This is a genomic window from Agromyces rhizosphaerae (assembly GCF_027925245.1).
GTDB classification, from domain to species: Bacteria; Actinomycetota; Actinomycetes; order Actinomycetales; family Microbacteriaceae; genus Agromyces; species Agromyces rhizosphaerae.
On sequence record NZ_BSDP01000001.1, the window covers coordinates 1,604,964 to 1,620,200 of the forward strand.

Here is a 15,237-nt window from a genome sequence, read left to right on the forward strand (position 1 = left end):
CAGCGCCCGGGCGGGTCAGCGACGACGCAGGCGTGAGATCACCGGCGCGGCGAACGTGCGGAGCTCCGGCGAGCGCAGCACCCAGAGCCCGGCGAGGTACAGCAGGCCCATCGCGAGCCCGATCGCGACCATCGAGACGATCGCGCCCAGTCGGCTGTCGACGGCGAACCCGCCGTCGGTGGTGCCGCCGAGCCAGATCAGCAGGACGACGCCGAGGAGCACCGCGGGCACGATGGCGACGGAGTCGCGGATGAAGCTCACCACCACAGCGCGGAAGCCGAGCTGGCCCAGGCGCCGCCGGAGCAGGACGAGTGCGAGCACCAGCTGGGCCGTGCCGGCGATCGAGGTCGACACGGCGATGCCGACGGCGATGAGGTCGACGGGGAGGGCCGCGCAGGAGATCGCGAGCCCGACGAACAGCACGACCTGGAACAGCGTGAAGAAGAAGGGCGTGCGGGTGTCGCCGAGCGCGTAGAACGAGCGTTGCACGAGGAACAGCGTGCTGAAGGGCACGAGGCCGATGAGGTAGCCGATGATCACGTTGCCGAACGCGGAGACGCTGGCGAAGTTCCCGGGCGCGAACACCGCGGCCATGGGATAGGCGCAGACGATCATGATCCCGGCGGAGACGACCATGAGCAGCCCGACGCCCCGGATCGCACTGCCGATGTCATCGCGCAGGCGCACGGTGTCCCCTGCCGCCGCGTGCTCGCTCATGCGGGTGAAGTAGGCGGTGCCGATCGACACGGCGATGACCGAGTGCGGCAGCATGAAGATGAGCCACGCGGGCGCGAGGGTGGCGACGGATGCCGCGGAGTCGGACGCGATGCCCGCGACGTTCGTCTGCACGATGCCGGCGAACGTCGTGAGCAGCAGCATCCCGAACGTCCAGCTCGCCATGCGCCCCGCGTCGCCGAGCCCGACGCCGCGCCAGCGGAAGTCGGGCCGGTACCGCAGGCCCACGCGGCGCCAGAACCAGAACAGCACCAGCGCCTGGGCGGCGACGCCGAGCGTCGCGGTGCCGCCGAGCAGCGCGATCATGTCGGGCGTCCACGAGCCGGGGTCGCGGGTGCCGTCGGGGTCGGCGCCGTACACGATCATGACGGCGGCGAGCCCCGCCAGCGCGACGACGTTGTTCAGCACCGGCGACCAGGTGTACGGGCCGAAGCTCTTCCGCGCGTTGAGCACCTCGCCGAGCAGCGTGTACAGGCCGTAGAAGAAGATCTGCGGCAGGCACCACCAGGCGAACGCGGTCGCGAGGGCGAGCGTGTCGGGATCGAGCTGCGTGCCGTAGAGCAAGGTCAGCAGCGGCGCGGCGAGCGTGGCGACGAGGGTCGCCGCGGCCAGGATCACGAGCGCGATCGTGAGCAGCTTGTTGATGTACGCGGCGCCGCCGTCGGCCTGGAGCCCCGCGCGCACGATCTGCGGCACGAGCACGGCCGTCAGCACGCCCCCGGCCACGATCGTGTAGACGGTGTTGGGGAGCTGGTTGGCAACCGCGAACGCGTCGGCGCTCGCCGACCCGACCAGGCCGATCGCCGCAGCGAGCACGATCGAGCGCACGAACCCGAGGAGCCGCGAGACCACAGTCCCGGACGCGAGGAACATGCTCGCGCGCCCGATGTCACCGCCCGCCATCGGTGCCTCCGTCCGAATCCATGCCACCCGGGGCATCCGTCGCCGAACCGGCGGGGTCGGCGTCGACCGAGGACGGCTCGTCGCCGCGGGATGCGCCCCCGGCCCCGGTCGCGTCGTCCGCCGCCGTGTCATCGCCGCCCGCCGCGGCGGCCCGCTCGTGCCGACGTCGCCGGACGATGCGCCAGAAGCCGAGTGCGAACAGCACGAACAGCGCGCCGCCCAGGACGGCGGCCCCGATGCCCTCCCAGTCGGCCTGCACGTTGGCGCCGTAGCGCACGGTCGTGCCGACCGGCACGCCGGTCGGCGACGCGAGCGAGACCAGCAGGGCCACCGCGCCGTTGCCGACGCCCGCCTGCACGGGGATCGTGTACGTGCCGCGCGAGTCCGGCTCCACCGTCGCCTCCACCGGACCGTCCACCAGCAGGCGGCCGTTCGACGGGTCGACAGAGATGACCACGTTCACCGGGTGCGGCAGGTCGTTCTCGATGGTGACGAGGATGCCCGACTCGCGCGAGATGACGGTGAACTCGCTGCTGGGCACGATGCTCACCGCGTCGAGCACCTCGTTCGTGAACCGGATGAACTCCGTCGACGAGGCATCCCATCCGGTCGGTTCGTACAGCCATCCCGCAGACAGTTGGGCGAGCAGGTCGCGACGGTGCCCCGACGTGAGCTGCGCGGGGTCATCCAGCACGGAGGCGAACTCGGCGATCTCGCCGTCCTCGGCGGCCATGGATCGCACCCGGTCGACGCGCTCCGCCGCTTCGGGCGTGGCAGCGAGGGTGCGCGTGGAGCGGGGGGCGCCGATCGCCTCCGACAGCGTCGCCTGTTCCGTCCACGGGAGGTCGGCGATCGTGGTGAGCGCGGTGCGGACCCGGTCGGCCGCGACCGGCTGCGTGCGGTCGAACGTGGCCAGGAGCGTGCGCTCCGACGACCCGCCGTCCGCGGCGACGAGCGCGAGCACCGCTGCGAGGCGGGCATTCGCGGCCGACCACTCCGCACCGGACGTCGCCGACTCGGCGGCGCGCAGCGCGTCGGTCACGCCGGCCTCGGACACGACGGCCGCCGACCCGCTGATCGAGGCCGCAGCGCCGGGAGCGGGCCCATCGCCCGCCCGCACGTTGGTGCCGGCGACGATCGCGGTGGTGAGGCCCGCGTCGTCGAGGAACGCGAGGTCGCCCTCGGCGAGCGTGTCGTCGGCCGGCCACGCGATGTCGGTGCGCGTGTACGGGAAGTCGAGCACCGCGGAGGTGACGTCACCGCCCGCCGTGGCGTCGTCCTCCGTCTCCGGCTCCTCGGTCGCCGCGGGCTCCTCGGTGGCCGCGGGCGTCCCGGCGGCATCGGATGCCTCGGGCGTCGCGGTCTCGTTCGGCAGGAGGGAATCCGCGTCGGCCACGTCGTCGAACGTCAGCGGCTGCAGCGGCGAGGAGAGCCCCGCCTGCGACTGGACCGCGAGGTCGGCGTCCGCATACGCGAGCGGGAATGTCTCGTTCGTCAGGCTCGCCAGGCGGTCGAGCCAGGCGACCGCGCTCTCCGGTGCATCCGCCCCCAGCACCCTGATCGAGGCGATGATCGCCGGATCGATCGCGAGCGCGACCTCGCTGCCGGCGAGCCCGTCGAGGCGGCGGGTCAGCATGCCCAGCGGGCTGGTCCACGCCTCCAGGAGTTCGGCCGAGTACAGGCCGGAATCCTGCGACGGCACGGTGATCGGGGCGGCCATGGCGAGGGAGACCGAGCCGATGTCGTCGCCCGCGCCCCAGACCGCCACGCCGGTCGCCCACGAGATGGTCTCGCCCTCGTCCTCGAGCTCGACGAAGACGGGAAGCACGGTCGTCGCGGAGCGCTCGAGGTCCGCGGTGTCGACGTCGACCCGGGTCGTGACGGTGCCGCCGGTCGACAGGGAGCCGATGGCCGCCCGGCCGAGCTCGGTGCCCGACGGCACCGCGGACGGACCGGCCAGCCACTCCTCGAGCGCATCGGTGGACCCGACCGAGCGGACGCCGACGCTCACGACGACCTCCACGTCATCGAGGAACCGGCCCGAGGCGTTCGAGGTCTCCACCGTGAACGAGGTGGTGTCGCCCACATCGGTGATCAGCGGCGAACCCGAGGGACCGACGATCATCGTGACGCCCTCGACCTCCGCCGCATGGGCGGGCGCTGTGGCGGATGCACCCGCGAACAGCCCGGCCGTCAGTGCGGCGACGGAACTGACGGCGAGGAGTCGGCGCAGGCGTCGCTCAGGAATCGCCTCGGCCGCCATGCACGAGATTCTACGGTGTCGGCCTCCGCGACCCGTGCGCGCTCGTGGAACACCGGCCGGGACCCGCGCCGCCCCGAGACCGCGCGGGTGCTGCGCCTCCCGAGCCGTACGATGGTGCCCATGCAGAGTGTCGCGGCAGCCCTCGCCAGGCTGGGCGACCTGGCCGCGTCGCCGACCGTCTCGCGCCTCTCGGCGGCGTTCGACGCCGCCGGGCACGAACTCGCCCTGGTGGGCGGGCCGGTGCGCGACGCGTTCCTCGACCGGGGCACGAACGACCTCGACTTCACGACGGATGCCACCCCCGACCAGATCCTCGGGATCATCGCGCCGATCGCCCAGGCGCACTGGGACATCGGTCGGCGCTTCGGCACGATCGGCGCGAAGATCGCCGGCGAGCAGGTCGAGATCACGACCTACCGCACGGACGCCTACGACGGGGAGAGCCGCAAGCCCGAGGTCGTGTTCGGCGACTCGCTCGAGGATGACCTCGCGCGCCGGGACTTCACGGTGAACGCGCTCGCGCTGCGGCTGCCGAAGCTCGAGCTGGTGGACCCGTCGGGCGGCGTCGAGGACCTCCTCGCGCAGACCCTGCGCACGCCGTCCGCGCCGGAGCGGTCGTTCGGCGACGATCCGCTGCGGATGCTCCGGGCGGCGAGATTCGCGTCGCAACTCGGGTTTCACGTGGAACCCGGCACGCTCGCGGCCATGAGCGAGCTCGCCGGGGCGATCGAGCGCATCTCGGCCGAGCGCGTGCGCGACGAGCTCGCGAAGCTGCTGCTCACGGATGCGCCGCGGCCGGGCATCCGCCTGCTCGTCGACACCGGCCTGGCCGACCGTGTGCTGCCCGAGGTGCCGGCACTGCGACTCGAGGTGGACGAGCACCACCATCACAAGGACGTCTACGAGCATTCGCTCACCGTGCTCGACCAGGCGATCGACTACGAGGTCGCGCGCGGCAACCTCGACTCCCCCGATCTGGTCATGCGGCTCGCGGCACTGCTGCACGACATCGGCAAGCCCAAGACCCGCCGGCTGGAGCCGGGCGGCGCGGTCTCCTTCCACCACCACGACGTGATCGGTGCGAAGCTCGCGCGCAAGCGACTGCGCGCCCTGCGGTTCGACAACGACACCATCGACGCGGTCGGCCGGCTGATCGAGCTGCACCTGCGGTTCTTCGGGTACGCGGATGCCGCCTGGACGGACTCGGCCGTGCGCCGGTACGTGCGCGACGCCGGCGACCAGCTCGAGCGCCTGCACATCCTGACCCGCGCCGACGTCACCACGCGCAACCGCCGCAAGGCCGATCGGCTCGGCTTCGCCTACGACGACCTCGAGGAGCGCATCGCCGTGCTCGCCGAGGAGGAGGAGCTCGCCGCGGTGCGCCCCGAGCTCGACGGCAACGAGATCCAGGCCGCGCTCGGCATCCCTCCGGGCCGCGAGGTCGGCGAGGCGTACCGCTTCCTGCTCGAGCTGCGGCTCGACGAGGGACCCATCGGCCCGGATGCCGCGCGCGAACGCCTGCTCGAGTGGTGGGCCGCCCGCAGCGCGGGCTGACGCCCCGTCGCATCCGCTTCCCCGGCCGAATGGCGGCACGACCGGGCATCCGTTACACTAGACCGGTTGTCTGCGCGCCCGATTCCGGGCCTCCGCACGATGACGCATGTACACCCTCCTGTCACAGAACGTCTGTGACCGCTGAGTCCGAAGGAGGTGGGTCTGTCATGCACCAGTACGAGTTGATGGTGATCCTCGATCCCGCGATCGACGAGCGCACCGTTGCTCCCAGCCTCGACAAGTTCCTCAACGTCATCCGCGCGGATGGCGGCACCGTCGACAACGTCGACATCTGGGGCAAGCGTCGCCTGGCCTACGAGATCGACAAGAAGTCGGAGGGCATCTACGCCGTCGTCGACTTCACCGCCGAGTCGGCCACGACCAACGAGCTCGACCGCCAGCTGAACCTCAGCGAGGCCGTCATGCGCACCAAGGTCCTCCGCGCGGAGGAGGCGATCGCACAGGTCGCCGCCGCGAAGAAGGCCGACGAGGAGCGCGCCGCCAAGAAGGCAGCTCGGGCAGCGAAGAAGGACGCCTAGTCCCATGGCAGGCGACACGATCATCACCGTTGTGGGCAACCTCACGGCTGACCCGGAGCTGCGCTACACGCAGTCTGGCCTCGCGGTCGCCAACTTCACCATCGCATCAACCCCCCGCACGTTCGACCGACAGGCGAACGAGTGGAAGGACGGTGAAGCACTGTTCCTGCGTGCGAGCTGCTGGCGAGACTTCGCCGAGCACGTCGCGGGTTCGCTGACCAAGGGTTCCCGGGTCATCGCCCAGGGCCGTCTCAAGCAGCGCTCGTACGAGACCCGCGAGGGTGAGAAGCGCACCGCCATCGAGCTCGAGATCGACGAGATCGGCCCGAGCCTGCGCTACGCGACCGCACAGGTCACGCGCGCGCAGTCGAGCGGTGGCGGTCGCGGCGGCAGCTACGGCGGCGGGGGCGGCAACTCCTCCTCCTCCGACGACGCGTGGGCGCCGAGCGCGCCTGCCGCATCCTCGGGTGACGTCTGGAACACGCCGGGCACCAACTACGGCGACGAGACGCCCTTCTAGGCCGCACGGCCGGTCGGATGCCCCGCCACGAGGCATCCGCTCAACACAACGTATTTCTCCCAGGTAAGGAAACAGCAATGGCTGGAAAGAGCAGCGGCGACCGCCGCAAGCGCGGGAAGGGCCCGAAGAACGCGGCCCCCGCGAAGTCGATCAAGGTCGGCGTCATCGACTACAAGGATGTCGCCACCCTCCGCAAGTTCGTCTCGGAGCGCGGCAAGATCCGCGCCCGTCGTATCACCGGTGTCTCCGTGCAGGAGCAGCGCCTCATCGCCCGTGCCGTGAAGAACGCACGCGAGATGGCCCTGCTGCCGTACGCGGGCTCGGGTCGCTGAGAAGGAGGCCGGGAACAATGGCAAAGGTCATCCTGACGCACGAGGTCAACGGCCTCGGTACCGCTGGTGACGTGGTCGAGGTCAAGAACGGCTACGCACGCAACTACCTCGTCCCGAAGGGCTACGCGACGCCGTGGACCCGTGGTGGCGAGAAGCAGGTCGAGCAGATCAAGGCCGCGCGCGCCGCGCACGAGCTGCACTCGCTCGAGGACGCGCAGGCCCTCAAGGCCTCGCTCGAGTCGACCAAGGTGAAGCTGGCCGTCAAGGCCGGCAACGGTGGTCGTCTGTTCGGCTCCGTGAAGTCCGCCGACGTCGCTGCCGCCGTGTCGGCTGCCGGCCTCGGCGAGGTCGACAAGCGCAAGGTCACGCTCCCGACGATCAAGTCGATCGGCGAGTACGAGGCCAGCGTGAAGCTGCGCGACGAGGTCTTCGCGACCGTCACCCTCCAGGTGATCGCCGCGAAGTAGCGCGAACGCACGATACGAACGAGGCGGCGGGCCGGGTGATCCGGCTCGCCGCCTCGTCGTCTGCGCGCGCGTGCGCGCACGTGCGCGCGGTGGTCGATACGGGCCCGGTATCGAGGCGGTGCGGGCGCGCGAAGGTCGTCATACCTACACCTCGAAAGCGCTCTCCACAAGAGCGCTCGGACGTATTCGCGCGCGCATTTGTGCACAGCCCACCAACAGTTCGTAACCCTCAAGTCACAGTCCAGACATTTCTTCTCCACACAGGTGTGGGAAATCAAAAGCGCTGGTCAAGGCAGATTTAGTCGCCCAAATTTTCTCGTTCTCCACAGGTTTCCCCACACCCTTTGCACACGACGCCCGGCGTTTCGCCCAAGTTCTCCCCAGCGTTATCCACAGGGCGGCTTGTGGCCGGCGTGAGTGCGTCCCTAGGGTGAATCTCCGTCGCCGGATGGGGGACCGGCCGCACTGCTTGGCCCCCTATGTCGGCGGTCGCCGCTACCACTGGAAGTGACGCATCACCCGCGTCACCCGGACACAACACGACATCGAGGAGGGCCGGGAGTGACGATCGCTCACCTGGACATCGCCGAACCCCGTGATCAGGGTGCGGCCCGTCCGGCTCCCGAGCGCACTCCCCCGCACGACCTCCTCGCCGAGCAGAGCGCGCTCGGCGGCATGATGCTCTCGAAGGACGCGGTCGCCGACGTCATCGAGACCCTCCGCGGCCCCGACTTCTACGTGCCGAAGCACGAGGTCGTCTTCGACGCGATCCTCTCGCTCTACTCGCACGGCGAGCCGACCGACGTCATCGCGGTCACCGACGAGCTCACCAAGACGGGCGAGCTCGGCCGCGCCGGCGGCGCCGAGTACCTCCACACCCTCACCAGCCTCGTGCCGACCGCCGCGAACGCCGGCTTCTACGCCGAGATCGTCGCCGAGCGCGCGATGCTGCGCCGTCTCGTCGAGGCCGGCACCCGAATCGTGCAGATGGGCTACGCCGGCGAGGGCGAGGTCACCGATCTGGTGAACGTCGCCCAGTCGGAGATCTACTCGGTCACCGGCAGCGTCGAGAGCGAGGACTACGTGCCGCTCACGGAGGCGGTCACGGTCGCGATCGACGAGATCGAGGCGGCCAAGCACACCGACGGCAAGATGACCGGCGTGCCCACCGGCTTCGCCGACCTCGACGACCTGACGAACGGCTTCCACCCCGGCCAGATGATCATCGTCGCCGCGCGTCCCGCGCTCGGCAAGTCGACGCTCGCGCTCGACTTCGCCCGGTCGGCATCGATCCACAACGACCTGCCCACGATCTTCTTCTCACTCGAGATGGGCAAGTCGGAGATCGCCATGCGACTGCTCTCGGCCGAGGCATCCGTGCCCCTGCAGTCCATGCGCAAGGGCACCGTCGACAGCCGCGACTGGACCACCATCGCCTCGACCCGCGGCCGCATCAACGACGCGCCGCTCTACATCGACGACTCCCCCAACATGACGCTGGTCGAGATCCGCGCGAAGTGCCGGCGCCTGAAGCAGCGCGTCGGCCTCAAGATGGTCGTGATCGACTACCTGCAGCTCATGACGAGCGGCAAGCGCGTCGAGAGCCGCCAGCAGGAGGTCTCGGAGTTCTCGCGCGCGCTGAAGCTGCTCGCCAAGGAGCTCCAGGTGCCCGTCATCGCGCTCTCGCAGCTCAACCGTGGTCCCGAGCAGCGCGCCGACAAGCTGCCGGCGCTGAGCGACCTGCGCGAGTCGGGCTCGATCGAGCAGGACGCCGACATGGTGATCCTGCTCCACCGCGAGAGCGCCTACGAGCGCGACAACCCTCGCGCCGGCGAGGCCGACCTCATCGTCGCCAAGCACCGCAACGGTCCGACCCGCACCGTGACCGTGGCCTTCCACGGCCACTTCTCGCGCTTCGCGGACATGGTGCAGGCGTAGCGCGGTACGGGTCGTCCGATGCTGTGGAATCGCGGCATGCCCAGTCATCCTCCGTGGGAAGCTTCAGTACTCACGAGCGAAATCGGAGGACCTGATGACGGAGTACGAAGGCCTACCGCCGGCAGCCCCGGCGTTCGCGGCTCACTTCACGGACCCGATCTACGACGACCCCGCCGGTGAATTCGCTCCCTTCGGAACCGACGAGGGCTGGGACCTCCTCGCCGAGTGGGCCGAGCGACGCGGTGAACTCGACACCGGCACCACCCTCGCCGACCTGGCAGAGCAGAGCGGCTTCGCAGACATCGTCGCCGAGCTCGATGCCGAAGCGCGGCCGGGCATCCCTGAACCTGGAGGACCGATTGACGCAGCGACGATCGTCGTCGGCGCCGGCTTCACCGTCCTGCGCCTGACCGGCAACATCGACGAGGCGGGTCGCCGGCAGACCCTGCGAGCCCTCGAGGTCCTCATTCACGAGTACGGATCGCGCCGTGAACTGCTCCGCCAGCGGGAAGACCTCGAGTCGTGGGCCGGATGACGCGCACCACGACCGTTTAGGAGGAGAGCAGCGCCCGCCGCACCACGGCGGCGCTCCACCGCCCCAGCACGGCACCCGCCACCGTGTCCGAGATGTGGTGCTGGCCGCGGTAGACCCGCGAGAACGCGATCGCTCCGGGAATGACGTACCGGAGGAGCGGCCCGAAAAGCCGCGCGCCACAGATGCCGTGGCGATCGAGCAGGTCGGCGAGCGTGCCGTGGAGCGCGAAGGCCGCCGCCGTATGGCCCGACGGGAACGACGACGTCGCGTGCGGCTGCTCCGGGCGCCACACCCCCTCGGGTCGCGGCCGTCCCACGAGCGCAGCGGATGCGACGAAGCACGCGGTCTCGAGGGCGAGCACCGCCGCCGGGGCCACCGCGGAGCGCCGGTCGCGCGTCGCCAACCAGGTGACGCCGCACCACATCAACCCGTTCGTGATGGTCTGTGGCACGCCGGAGTACCACGAGAGCGGCGCGGTGACCCGGTCGATCGGCTCGCTTGACTCAGTCGGGCCGGCGGCGTCGGTCACGGCGGCAGCGCCGTCGTCCGGCCGGTGGCCGAGCGCGTCCTGGAGCGCACGCACGACCCGGTCCTCACGCGGGTCGTCGCCGTCGAGCATCCGCACCGCCCGCCCCGCTACGGCGAGACCGGCGATCGCGCCGAGCCCCGGCAGCACGACGGTTCGGAGCAACGCCATGCCCGGAGCCTAGTCGTGCAGCGGCCGAGCACCCGAGGCGATTCGTGGACGGGGCGACAAGCACCGTGCGGCAGCGATACAGTCGGGCGCCATGGAGGACAGAAGCATCCCGTCGTGGATCGGTGCGTCGACCATCGTCATCGCGGTGCTCGTGGTGGCGTCCAGTCTGCTCGGGCTGCTCCTGCCGTCCGTCTACGCGCGGGAGGTCGAGGACTGGAGGCTGCAGGCGTGGGGGCAGGACGTCGGGAACCTGGCATCCGTCGTCGTCCTGATCGTCGGGATGCGCCTGCTGAAGACGCGCCGTTCGATCGGCGTGCCGCTCTGGCTCGGCGCGCTGTTCTACGTGCTGTACGCGTTCGTCATCTACGTCTTCGGCGTCCACTTCAACGAACTCTTCCTGCTCTACACGGCGATTCTCGGGCTCTCCGTCTTCACGGTCGTGTTCGCGATCCCCGTACTTCGGAATCAACCGAAAGTCCCGAAGGGTCCCCGCGTGCTCGCAGGCTGGGCGCTCGTCACTCTCGGCATCCTGTTCGCGCTGCTGTGGCTCGGCGAGATCGTGCCCGCACTGCTGTCGGGACAGACGCCGGCGAGCATCACCGACGCGGGCCTGATCAGCAACCCCGTCCATGTCATCGACCTCGCGGTGGTGCTGCCCGCACTCACCGCGACGGGGTGGTTGACGCTCAAGGACCGCTCGTGGGGGCTCTTCCTCGCCGGGCCATGGCTCGTCTTCGCGGTGCTGATGGCAGCGAGCGTCGTCGCGGGCTCGCTGTTCCTCCTCGCAGACGGAGCGACCGAGGCCGTCGTGCCCGCCGTGGCGCTGTCAGTCGTCGCGATCGCGGGCGCCGTGGTAGCAGTACGCCTGATCCGAGCCCTCGACCGGTCAGCCCGTTCGGCATAGCTGCCGGCGACCGCCCTTCCATTCACGCCGACAGGCGATCACACTGGAGGAGTCATCATCGAGTGACGAGGGGGTCACGATGAGCGTCTATCGAGTGATCGATGTCGTCGGCACGAGCGCGACGTCATGGGAGGAAGCGGCCAGGGAGGCCATCACCACCGCCGAAGGATCGCTGCACGATCTGCGCGTGGCGGAGGTGGCGAAGCAGGATGTGGTGATCGGCGAGGACGGCACGCTGGTGTTCCGCACGCGGATCCAGCTGTCCTTCAAGTACACGCCGGAGTAGGCCGACCCGGGTTCGCCGGCCGAGGGTTCGGTGACGGCGCTCAGTCGTAGGCTGAGCGCATGATGGCGCGCGCGGCGGACATGCGAGCGTGCCCGACGTGCGGCGACCCACTGCGATTCGAGATCCTCGACGACGAGCGATTCCTCGTCCCCTGGTCGTGCGTGCACTGCGGGCTGATCCGCACGACAGAACCGGCGTAGCGGGCTGCGAACTCCGGCAGCGTCCGGGCGCCGGAGCAACTCGGAGCGCCCTTCGGCACAGATGCCCCCTGTTCAGGGGACCCCTCGATGGAGTACGTTCAGGCCCAAGTGCAACATCCGAACCGAGGGGTCCGTAGCCGCAATGGAGCGGCGTAGGAGGGGAAGCACCGATGAGCACGCGTTCGCGGGTAAAGGTTCTTGCAGTCGCAGCAGTCGCAGTACTGGGCCTGGCGGTGGTGCCGACCAGTGCATTCGCCGATCCGCCGGAGTCGTCGCCGCCCGAGCAGTCGCAGGCGGGTGGCCGCCTCGACCTCTACGAGTTCGACGCTCCCCCGGAGGTCGTCGCAGCGCTCATCGCGGACGGCTACGACATCGTCGGCACCGAGCCGAACGAGGATGACACGCTGCATGTCGAGGCGGTCATGTCCCGGTCCGAGGCCAACAAGGCGCACAAGGCCTACGACCTCGACATCGACCTGACCCGCAACAAGGACGGCGTGCCCACGGTGGATGCCGCTTTCGAGGAGGCCGACGACGGCTTCGACGTCTTCCGCAAGTGGTCCAGCCCGGGTGGCCACAAGGCCGAGATGGAGTACCTCGCCGATCAGTACGACGACCTGACGGAACTCATCACCATCGGTCAGTCGGTGGAGGGCCAGGACATCTACGCCATGCGCGTGACCGAGAAGGCCGACACCAAGAAGGCGGGCTCGCGCCCGGCAGTGCTCTACATCTCCACCCAGCACGCACGCGAGTGGATCGCGCCCGAGGTGAACAGCCGCCTGCTGAAGCACGTCCTGTCGAACTACGGCAGCGACCCACAGATCACCGAGATCGTCGACACGAGGGAGCTGTGGTTCGTGATCGTGGCGAACCCCGACGGCTACGACTGGACGTTCGAGGAGGGCCAGCGCCTGTGGCGCAAGAACCTCGCCGACAACAACGGCGACGGCGAGATCACGACGATCGACGGCGTGGACCTCAACCGCAACTTCGCCACGAACTGGGGCTACGACAACGAGGGGTCGAGCGACAACCCGAGCGGCCAGACGTACCGCGGCACGGCGCCGCAGTCCGAGCCCGAGACGCAGGCGATGGACGCCCTGATGGGTTCAATCGACTTCGCATTCATGGTCAACTACCACTCCGCTGCCGAGCTGATCCTCTACGGCACCGGCTGGCAGGTCGACAGCCCGAGCCCGGACGACATCGTGAACATCGCCCTCGCGGGCGACGACGCGAACCCGGCGATCGAGGGCTACGACCCGGACCTCTCGGCCGAGCTCTACATCACGAACGGCGACACCACTGATCACGCAGGTGATGCGCACGGGATCATGGCGTACACGCCCGAGCTGGCGACCTGCCAGACCGCGCTGAGCTACCCCGAGAGCACGCTCCCGAGCGACTACTGCGACGGTCGCTCGCAGTTCGAGTTCCCCGACGACGAGACCCTCGTGCAGGTCGAGTTCGAGCACAACCTTGACTACGCGCTCTCGCTCGCCGAGTCGGCCGCCGACCCGGCGAACCCGGTCTCGTCGCTCGGCCTCGAGGCCGCGGACTTCGAGGTGCAGGAGTTCGAGGAGAGCTGGGGCGACTCGCAGGAGGTCGCGGTCTGGGCCAAGCGCGAGTTCAAGCAGCTGCGCATGCACAGCTCCGTCAACGGCGGACCCGTGGCCACGAAGGCGGCCGGCGAATGGGCCGGCGGCGAGGTCTACGGCGACGAGGGCAACCTCTGGTACGGCGAGTATCGCGCAACGGTGACGGGGCTCTCAGCGGGCGATTCCGTCGAGGTGTGGTTCAGCGCCCTGGACACGCCGTCCGGCGGCGGCGCCGCGAATGCGAGCAAGGTCGAGAGCGACCACTTCACGTTCGACGTCTCGGCTGAAGCGACCGGTGCCGACGTGCTGATTGTCTCCGACAACAGCCCGGGCACCGGTCTGGGCGGCGGCGCACCGCTCCAGTACCTCGACTACTACACCGACGCGCTCGACGCCAACGGCGTGAGCTACGACGTGTACGACGTGGGGGTCACCGGTCCGGCGCCGAGTGCCATGGGCATCCTCAACCACTACGACGCGGTGATCTGGTACGAGGGTGACAAGCTCGTCACCGACTACCAGGGCGCGACCGACACCACCCTCCTCGCGCACGAGATGAACATGGTCATGCGCGCCTACCTGAACGAGGGCGGCAAGGTGCTCGCCACCGGCAAGAACCACGGGTTCGAGGAGTTCTTCCCGCTGGACTACGGCACCAACGGCGCACCCGACCAGGTGTGCCACGGCGGTGACTGCCTCGTGCTGACCGACGACGTCTACCAGTACTGGTTCGGCGCGAACAGCCGGGCACGACGAGGAGGTCTCGCGGCCGACGGCTCGGCGCTCGACGTCAGCGGCAACGGCGGAGTGTTCGACGGCTACACGTTCGGGCTCGACGGCGGCGACAGCGCCGACAACCAGGGCGCTCCGGGCGCCGCCTCCACCGGCACGGCGTCGTTCATCGTCACCTCGAGCGTGCTCCCCGAGAGCGAGTTCCCGCAGTTCGCCTCCGAGCGGTTCGCCAGCTGGGACGTCGGGGGCCTCACCCCGTACGAACCGGTCACCGGCGACTGGCAGATGGCGACGGATCATGCGGATGCCGCGTACAAGCGACTCGCACGCACGATCGATCTCACGGCAGCGTCCGCCGCGACCCTCGAGTTCTCGACGTCCTACGGCATCGAGGCGAACTGGGACTACATGTTCGTCGAGGTCCACACCGTGGGCCAGGACGACTGGACCACGCTGCCCGATTTGAACGGCCACACCGGCACCGGAACCGGCGACTCGTGCGACTCGGGTTGGGCCACCGAGCTGCATCCGTTCCTGTTCCACTACCAGGACCTCGCCTGCAACCCGGTCGGCACGACCGGCGAGTGGAACGCGGCGACCGGCGCCTCCGACGGCGTCGAAACCTGGTCGATCGACCTGTCCGCCTACGCGGGCAGCGAGATCGAGGTGTCGATCAGCTACGCGACCGACTGGGCAACGGGCGACCTCGGTGTCTTCGTCGACGACGTGGTCGTGGACATCGACGGCAGCCCGACGACCGAGAGCTTCGAGACCGATCTGGGTGCATGGTCGGTTCCCGGGGCGCCCGACGGCAGCGCCGGCAACGCGAACGACTGGGAGCGCGTGGGCGTCCTCTTCGAGGTCGCCGCGATCGTCGCCACGGAGGACACGCTGCTGTTCGGCTTCGGCTTCGAGGGCATCTCGACCGAGGCGGAGCGCAACGAGGTGATGTCCCGCTCGCTGGACCACCTGCTCGGCTGAGGGTCGACCATCGCCTGATCGGGCGGATCCATCTCGGACTCCGAGTGGAT

At 69.6% G+C, this 15,237-nt stretch carries 13 protein-coding genes; 10 read left to right on the plus strand and 3 right to left on the minus strand.

Annotation, left to right across the window (positions count from 1 at the left end):
- Window positions 1-15 precede the first annotated feature (15 nt).
- Complete coding sequence (murJ, locus tag QMG39_RS07520) at window positions 16-1,638, minus strand: murein biosynthesis integral membrane protein MurJ (RefSeq protein ID WP_281883638.1); 1,623 nt, start codon at window positions 1,636-1,638, stop codon at window positions 16-18.
- Window positions 1,625-3,901: a DUF6049 family protein gene (locus QMG39_RS07525; RefSeq protein ID WP_281883640.1), complete on the minus strand. Its 2,277-nt coding sequence runs from the start codon at window positions 3,899-3,901 to the stop codon at window positions 1,625-1,627. The genes murJ and QMG39_RS07525 overlap by 14 nt, the downstream gene beginning before the upstream one ends.
- Window positions 3,902-4,021: 120 nt before the next feature.
- On the opposite strand from QMG39_RS07525, the gene QMG39_RS07530 reads away from it, so the two are divergent.
- From QMG39_RS07530 to QMG39_RS07560, 7 genes are all read left to right on the plus strand, one after another.
- Window positions 4,022-5,455, plus strand: a complete 1,434-nt coding sequence (locus QMG39_RS07530; RefSeq protein WP_281883642.1) for a CCA tRNA nucleotidyltransferase — start codon at window positions 4,022-4,024, stop codon at window positions 5,453-5,455.
- A 167-nt stretch (window positions 5,456-5,622) separates the two neighbouring features.
- Window positions 5,623-5,994 carry a 30S ribosomal protein S6 gene (rpsF, locus tag QMG39_RS07535; RefSeq protein WP_281883644.1) on the plus strand — a complete coding sequence of 124 codons (372 nt, stop codon included), beginning with the start codon at window positions 5,623-5,625 and terminating at the stop codon, window positions 5,992-5,994.
- 4 nt (window positions 5,995-5,998) lie between these two features.
- On the plus strand, window positions 5,999-6,514 hold the full coding sequence (locus QMG39_RS07540; RefSeq protein ID WP_281883646.1) for a single-stranded DNA-binding protein: 516 nt from the start codon (window positions 5,999-6,001) through the stop codon (window positions 6,512-6,514).
- Window positions 6,515-6,591: 77 nt separating this feature from the next.
- Window positions 6,592-6,846, plus strand: coding sequence for a 30S ribosomal protein S18 (gene rpsR, locus QMG39_RS07545; protein WP_281883648.1), 255 nt, complete (start codon window positions 6,592-6,594; stop codon window positions 6,844-6,846).
- Window positions 6,847-6,863: 17 nt separating this feature from the next.
- A complete protein-coding gene (gene rplI, locus QMG39_RS07550) occupies window positions 6,864-7,313 on the plus strand; it encodes a 50S ribosomal protein L9 (protein ID WP_281883650.1) in 450 nt (149 codons plus the stop codon).
- A gap of 561 nt (window positions 7,314-7,874) precedes the next feature.
- Window positions 7,875-9,251 (plus strand): replicative DNA helicase, encoded by a 1,377-nt coding sequence (dnaB, locus tag QMG39_RS07555; protein WP_281883652.1) that lies wholly within the window; start codon window positions 7,875-7,877, stop codon window positions 9,249-9,251.
- A gap of 94 nt (window positions 9,252-9,345) precedes the next feature.
- Window positions 9,346-9,786, plus strand: a complete 441-nt coding sequence (locus QMG39_RS07560; RefSeq protein ID WP_281883653.1) for a hypothetical protein — start codon at window positions 9,346-9,348, stop codon at window positions 9,784-9,786.
- Window positions 9,787-9,802: 16 nt separating this feature from the next.
- On the opposite strand, the gene QMG39_RS07565 is transcribed toward QMG39_RS07560, so the two are convergent.
- Entirely contained in the window at window positions 9,803-10,483 is a 681-nt protein-coding gene (locus tag QMG39_RS07565; protein ID WP_281883655.1) for a phosphatase PAP2 family protein, read from the minus strand.
- Between the two features lie 91 nt (window positions 10,484-10,574).
- Here QMG39_RS07565 and QMG39_RS07570 point away from each other — a divergent pair, with 91 nt between their 5' ends.
- The 3 genes from QMG39_RS07570 (at window position 10,575) to QMG39_RS07580 (ending at window position 15,187) form a co-directional block, all read left to right on the plus strand.
- Window positions 10,575-11,387 carry a hypothetical protein gene (locus QMG39_RS07570; RefSeq protein ID WP_281883657.1) on the plus strand — a complete coding sequence of 271 codons (813 nt, stop codon included), beginning with the start codon at window positions 10,575-10,577 and terminating at the stop codon, window positions 11,385-11,387.
- A gap of 79 nt (window positions 11,388-11,466) precedes the next feature.
- Window positions 11,467-11,673 carry a dodecin family protein gene (locus tag QMG39_RS07575; RefSeq protein WP_281883658.1) on the plus strand — a complete coding sequence of 69 codons (207 nt, stop codon included), beginning with the start codon at window positions 11,467-11,469 and terminating at the stop codon, window positions 11,671-11,673.
- A gap of 436 nt (window positions 11,674-12,109) precedes the next feature.
- Window positions 12,110-15,187 (plus strand): M14 family metallopeptidase, encoded by a 3,078-nt coding sequence (locus QMG39_RS07580; RefSeq protein WP_281883661.1) that lies wholly within the window; start codon window positions 12,110-12,112, stop codon window positions 15,185-15,187.
- Window positions 15,188-15,237 lie beyond the last annotated feature (50 nt).

Excerpts from the sequence above, each read along its gene's own strand:
- murJ (WP_281883638.1), bottom strand. The coding sequence starts at position 1,638 with ATGGCGGGCGGTGACATCGGGCGCGCGAGCATGTTCCTCGCGTCCGGG.
- QMG39_RS07525 (WP_281883640.1), bottom strand. The coding sequence starts at position 3,901 with ATGGCGGCCGAGGCGATTCCTGAGCGACGCCTGCGCCGACTCCTCGCC.
- QMG39_RS07530 (WP_281883642.1), top strand. The coding sequence starts at position 4,022 with ATGCAGAGTGTCGCGGCAGCCCTCGCCAGGCTGGGCGACCTGGCCGCG.
- rpsF (WP_281883644.1), top strand. The coding sequence starts at position 5,623 with ATGCACCAGTACGAGTTGATGGTGATCCTCGATCCCGCGATCGACGAG.
- QMG39_RS07540 (WP_281883646.1), top strand. The coding sequence starts at position 5,999 with ATGGCAGGCGACACGATCATCACCGTTGTGGGCAACCTCACGGCTGAC.
- rpsR (WP_281883648.1), top strand. The coding sequence starts at position 6,592 with ATGGCTGGAAAGAGCAGCGGCGACCGCCGCAAGCGCGGGAAGGGCCCG.
- rplI (WP_281883650.1), top strand. The coding sequence starts at position 6,864 with ATGGCAAAGGTCATCCTGACGCACGAGGTCAACGGCCTCGGTACCGCT.
- QMG39_RS07560 (WP_281883653.1), top strand. The coding sequence starts at position 9,346 with ATGACGGAGTACGAAGGCCTACCGCCGGCAGCCCCGGCGTTCGCGGCT.
- QMG39_RS07565 (WP_281883655.1), bottom strand. The coding sequence starts at position 10,483 with ATGGCGTTGCTCCGAACCGTCGTGCTGCCGGGGCTCGGCGCGATCGCC.
- QMG39_RS07570 (WP_281883657.1), top strand. The coding sequence starts at position 10,575 with ATGGAGGACAGAAGCATCCCGTCGTGGATCGGTGCGTCGACCATCGTC.
- QMG39_RS07575 (WP_281883658.1), top strand. The coding sequence starts at position 11,467 with ATGAGCGTCTATCGAGTGATCGATGTCGTCGGCACGAGCGCGACGTCA.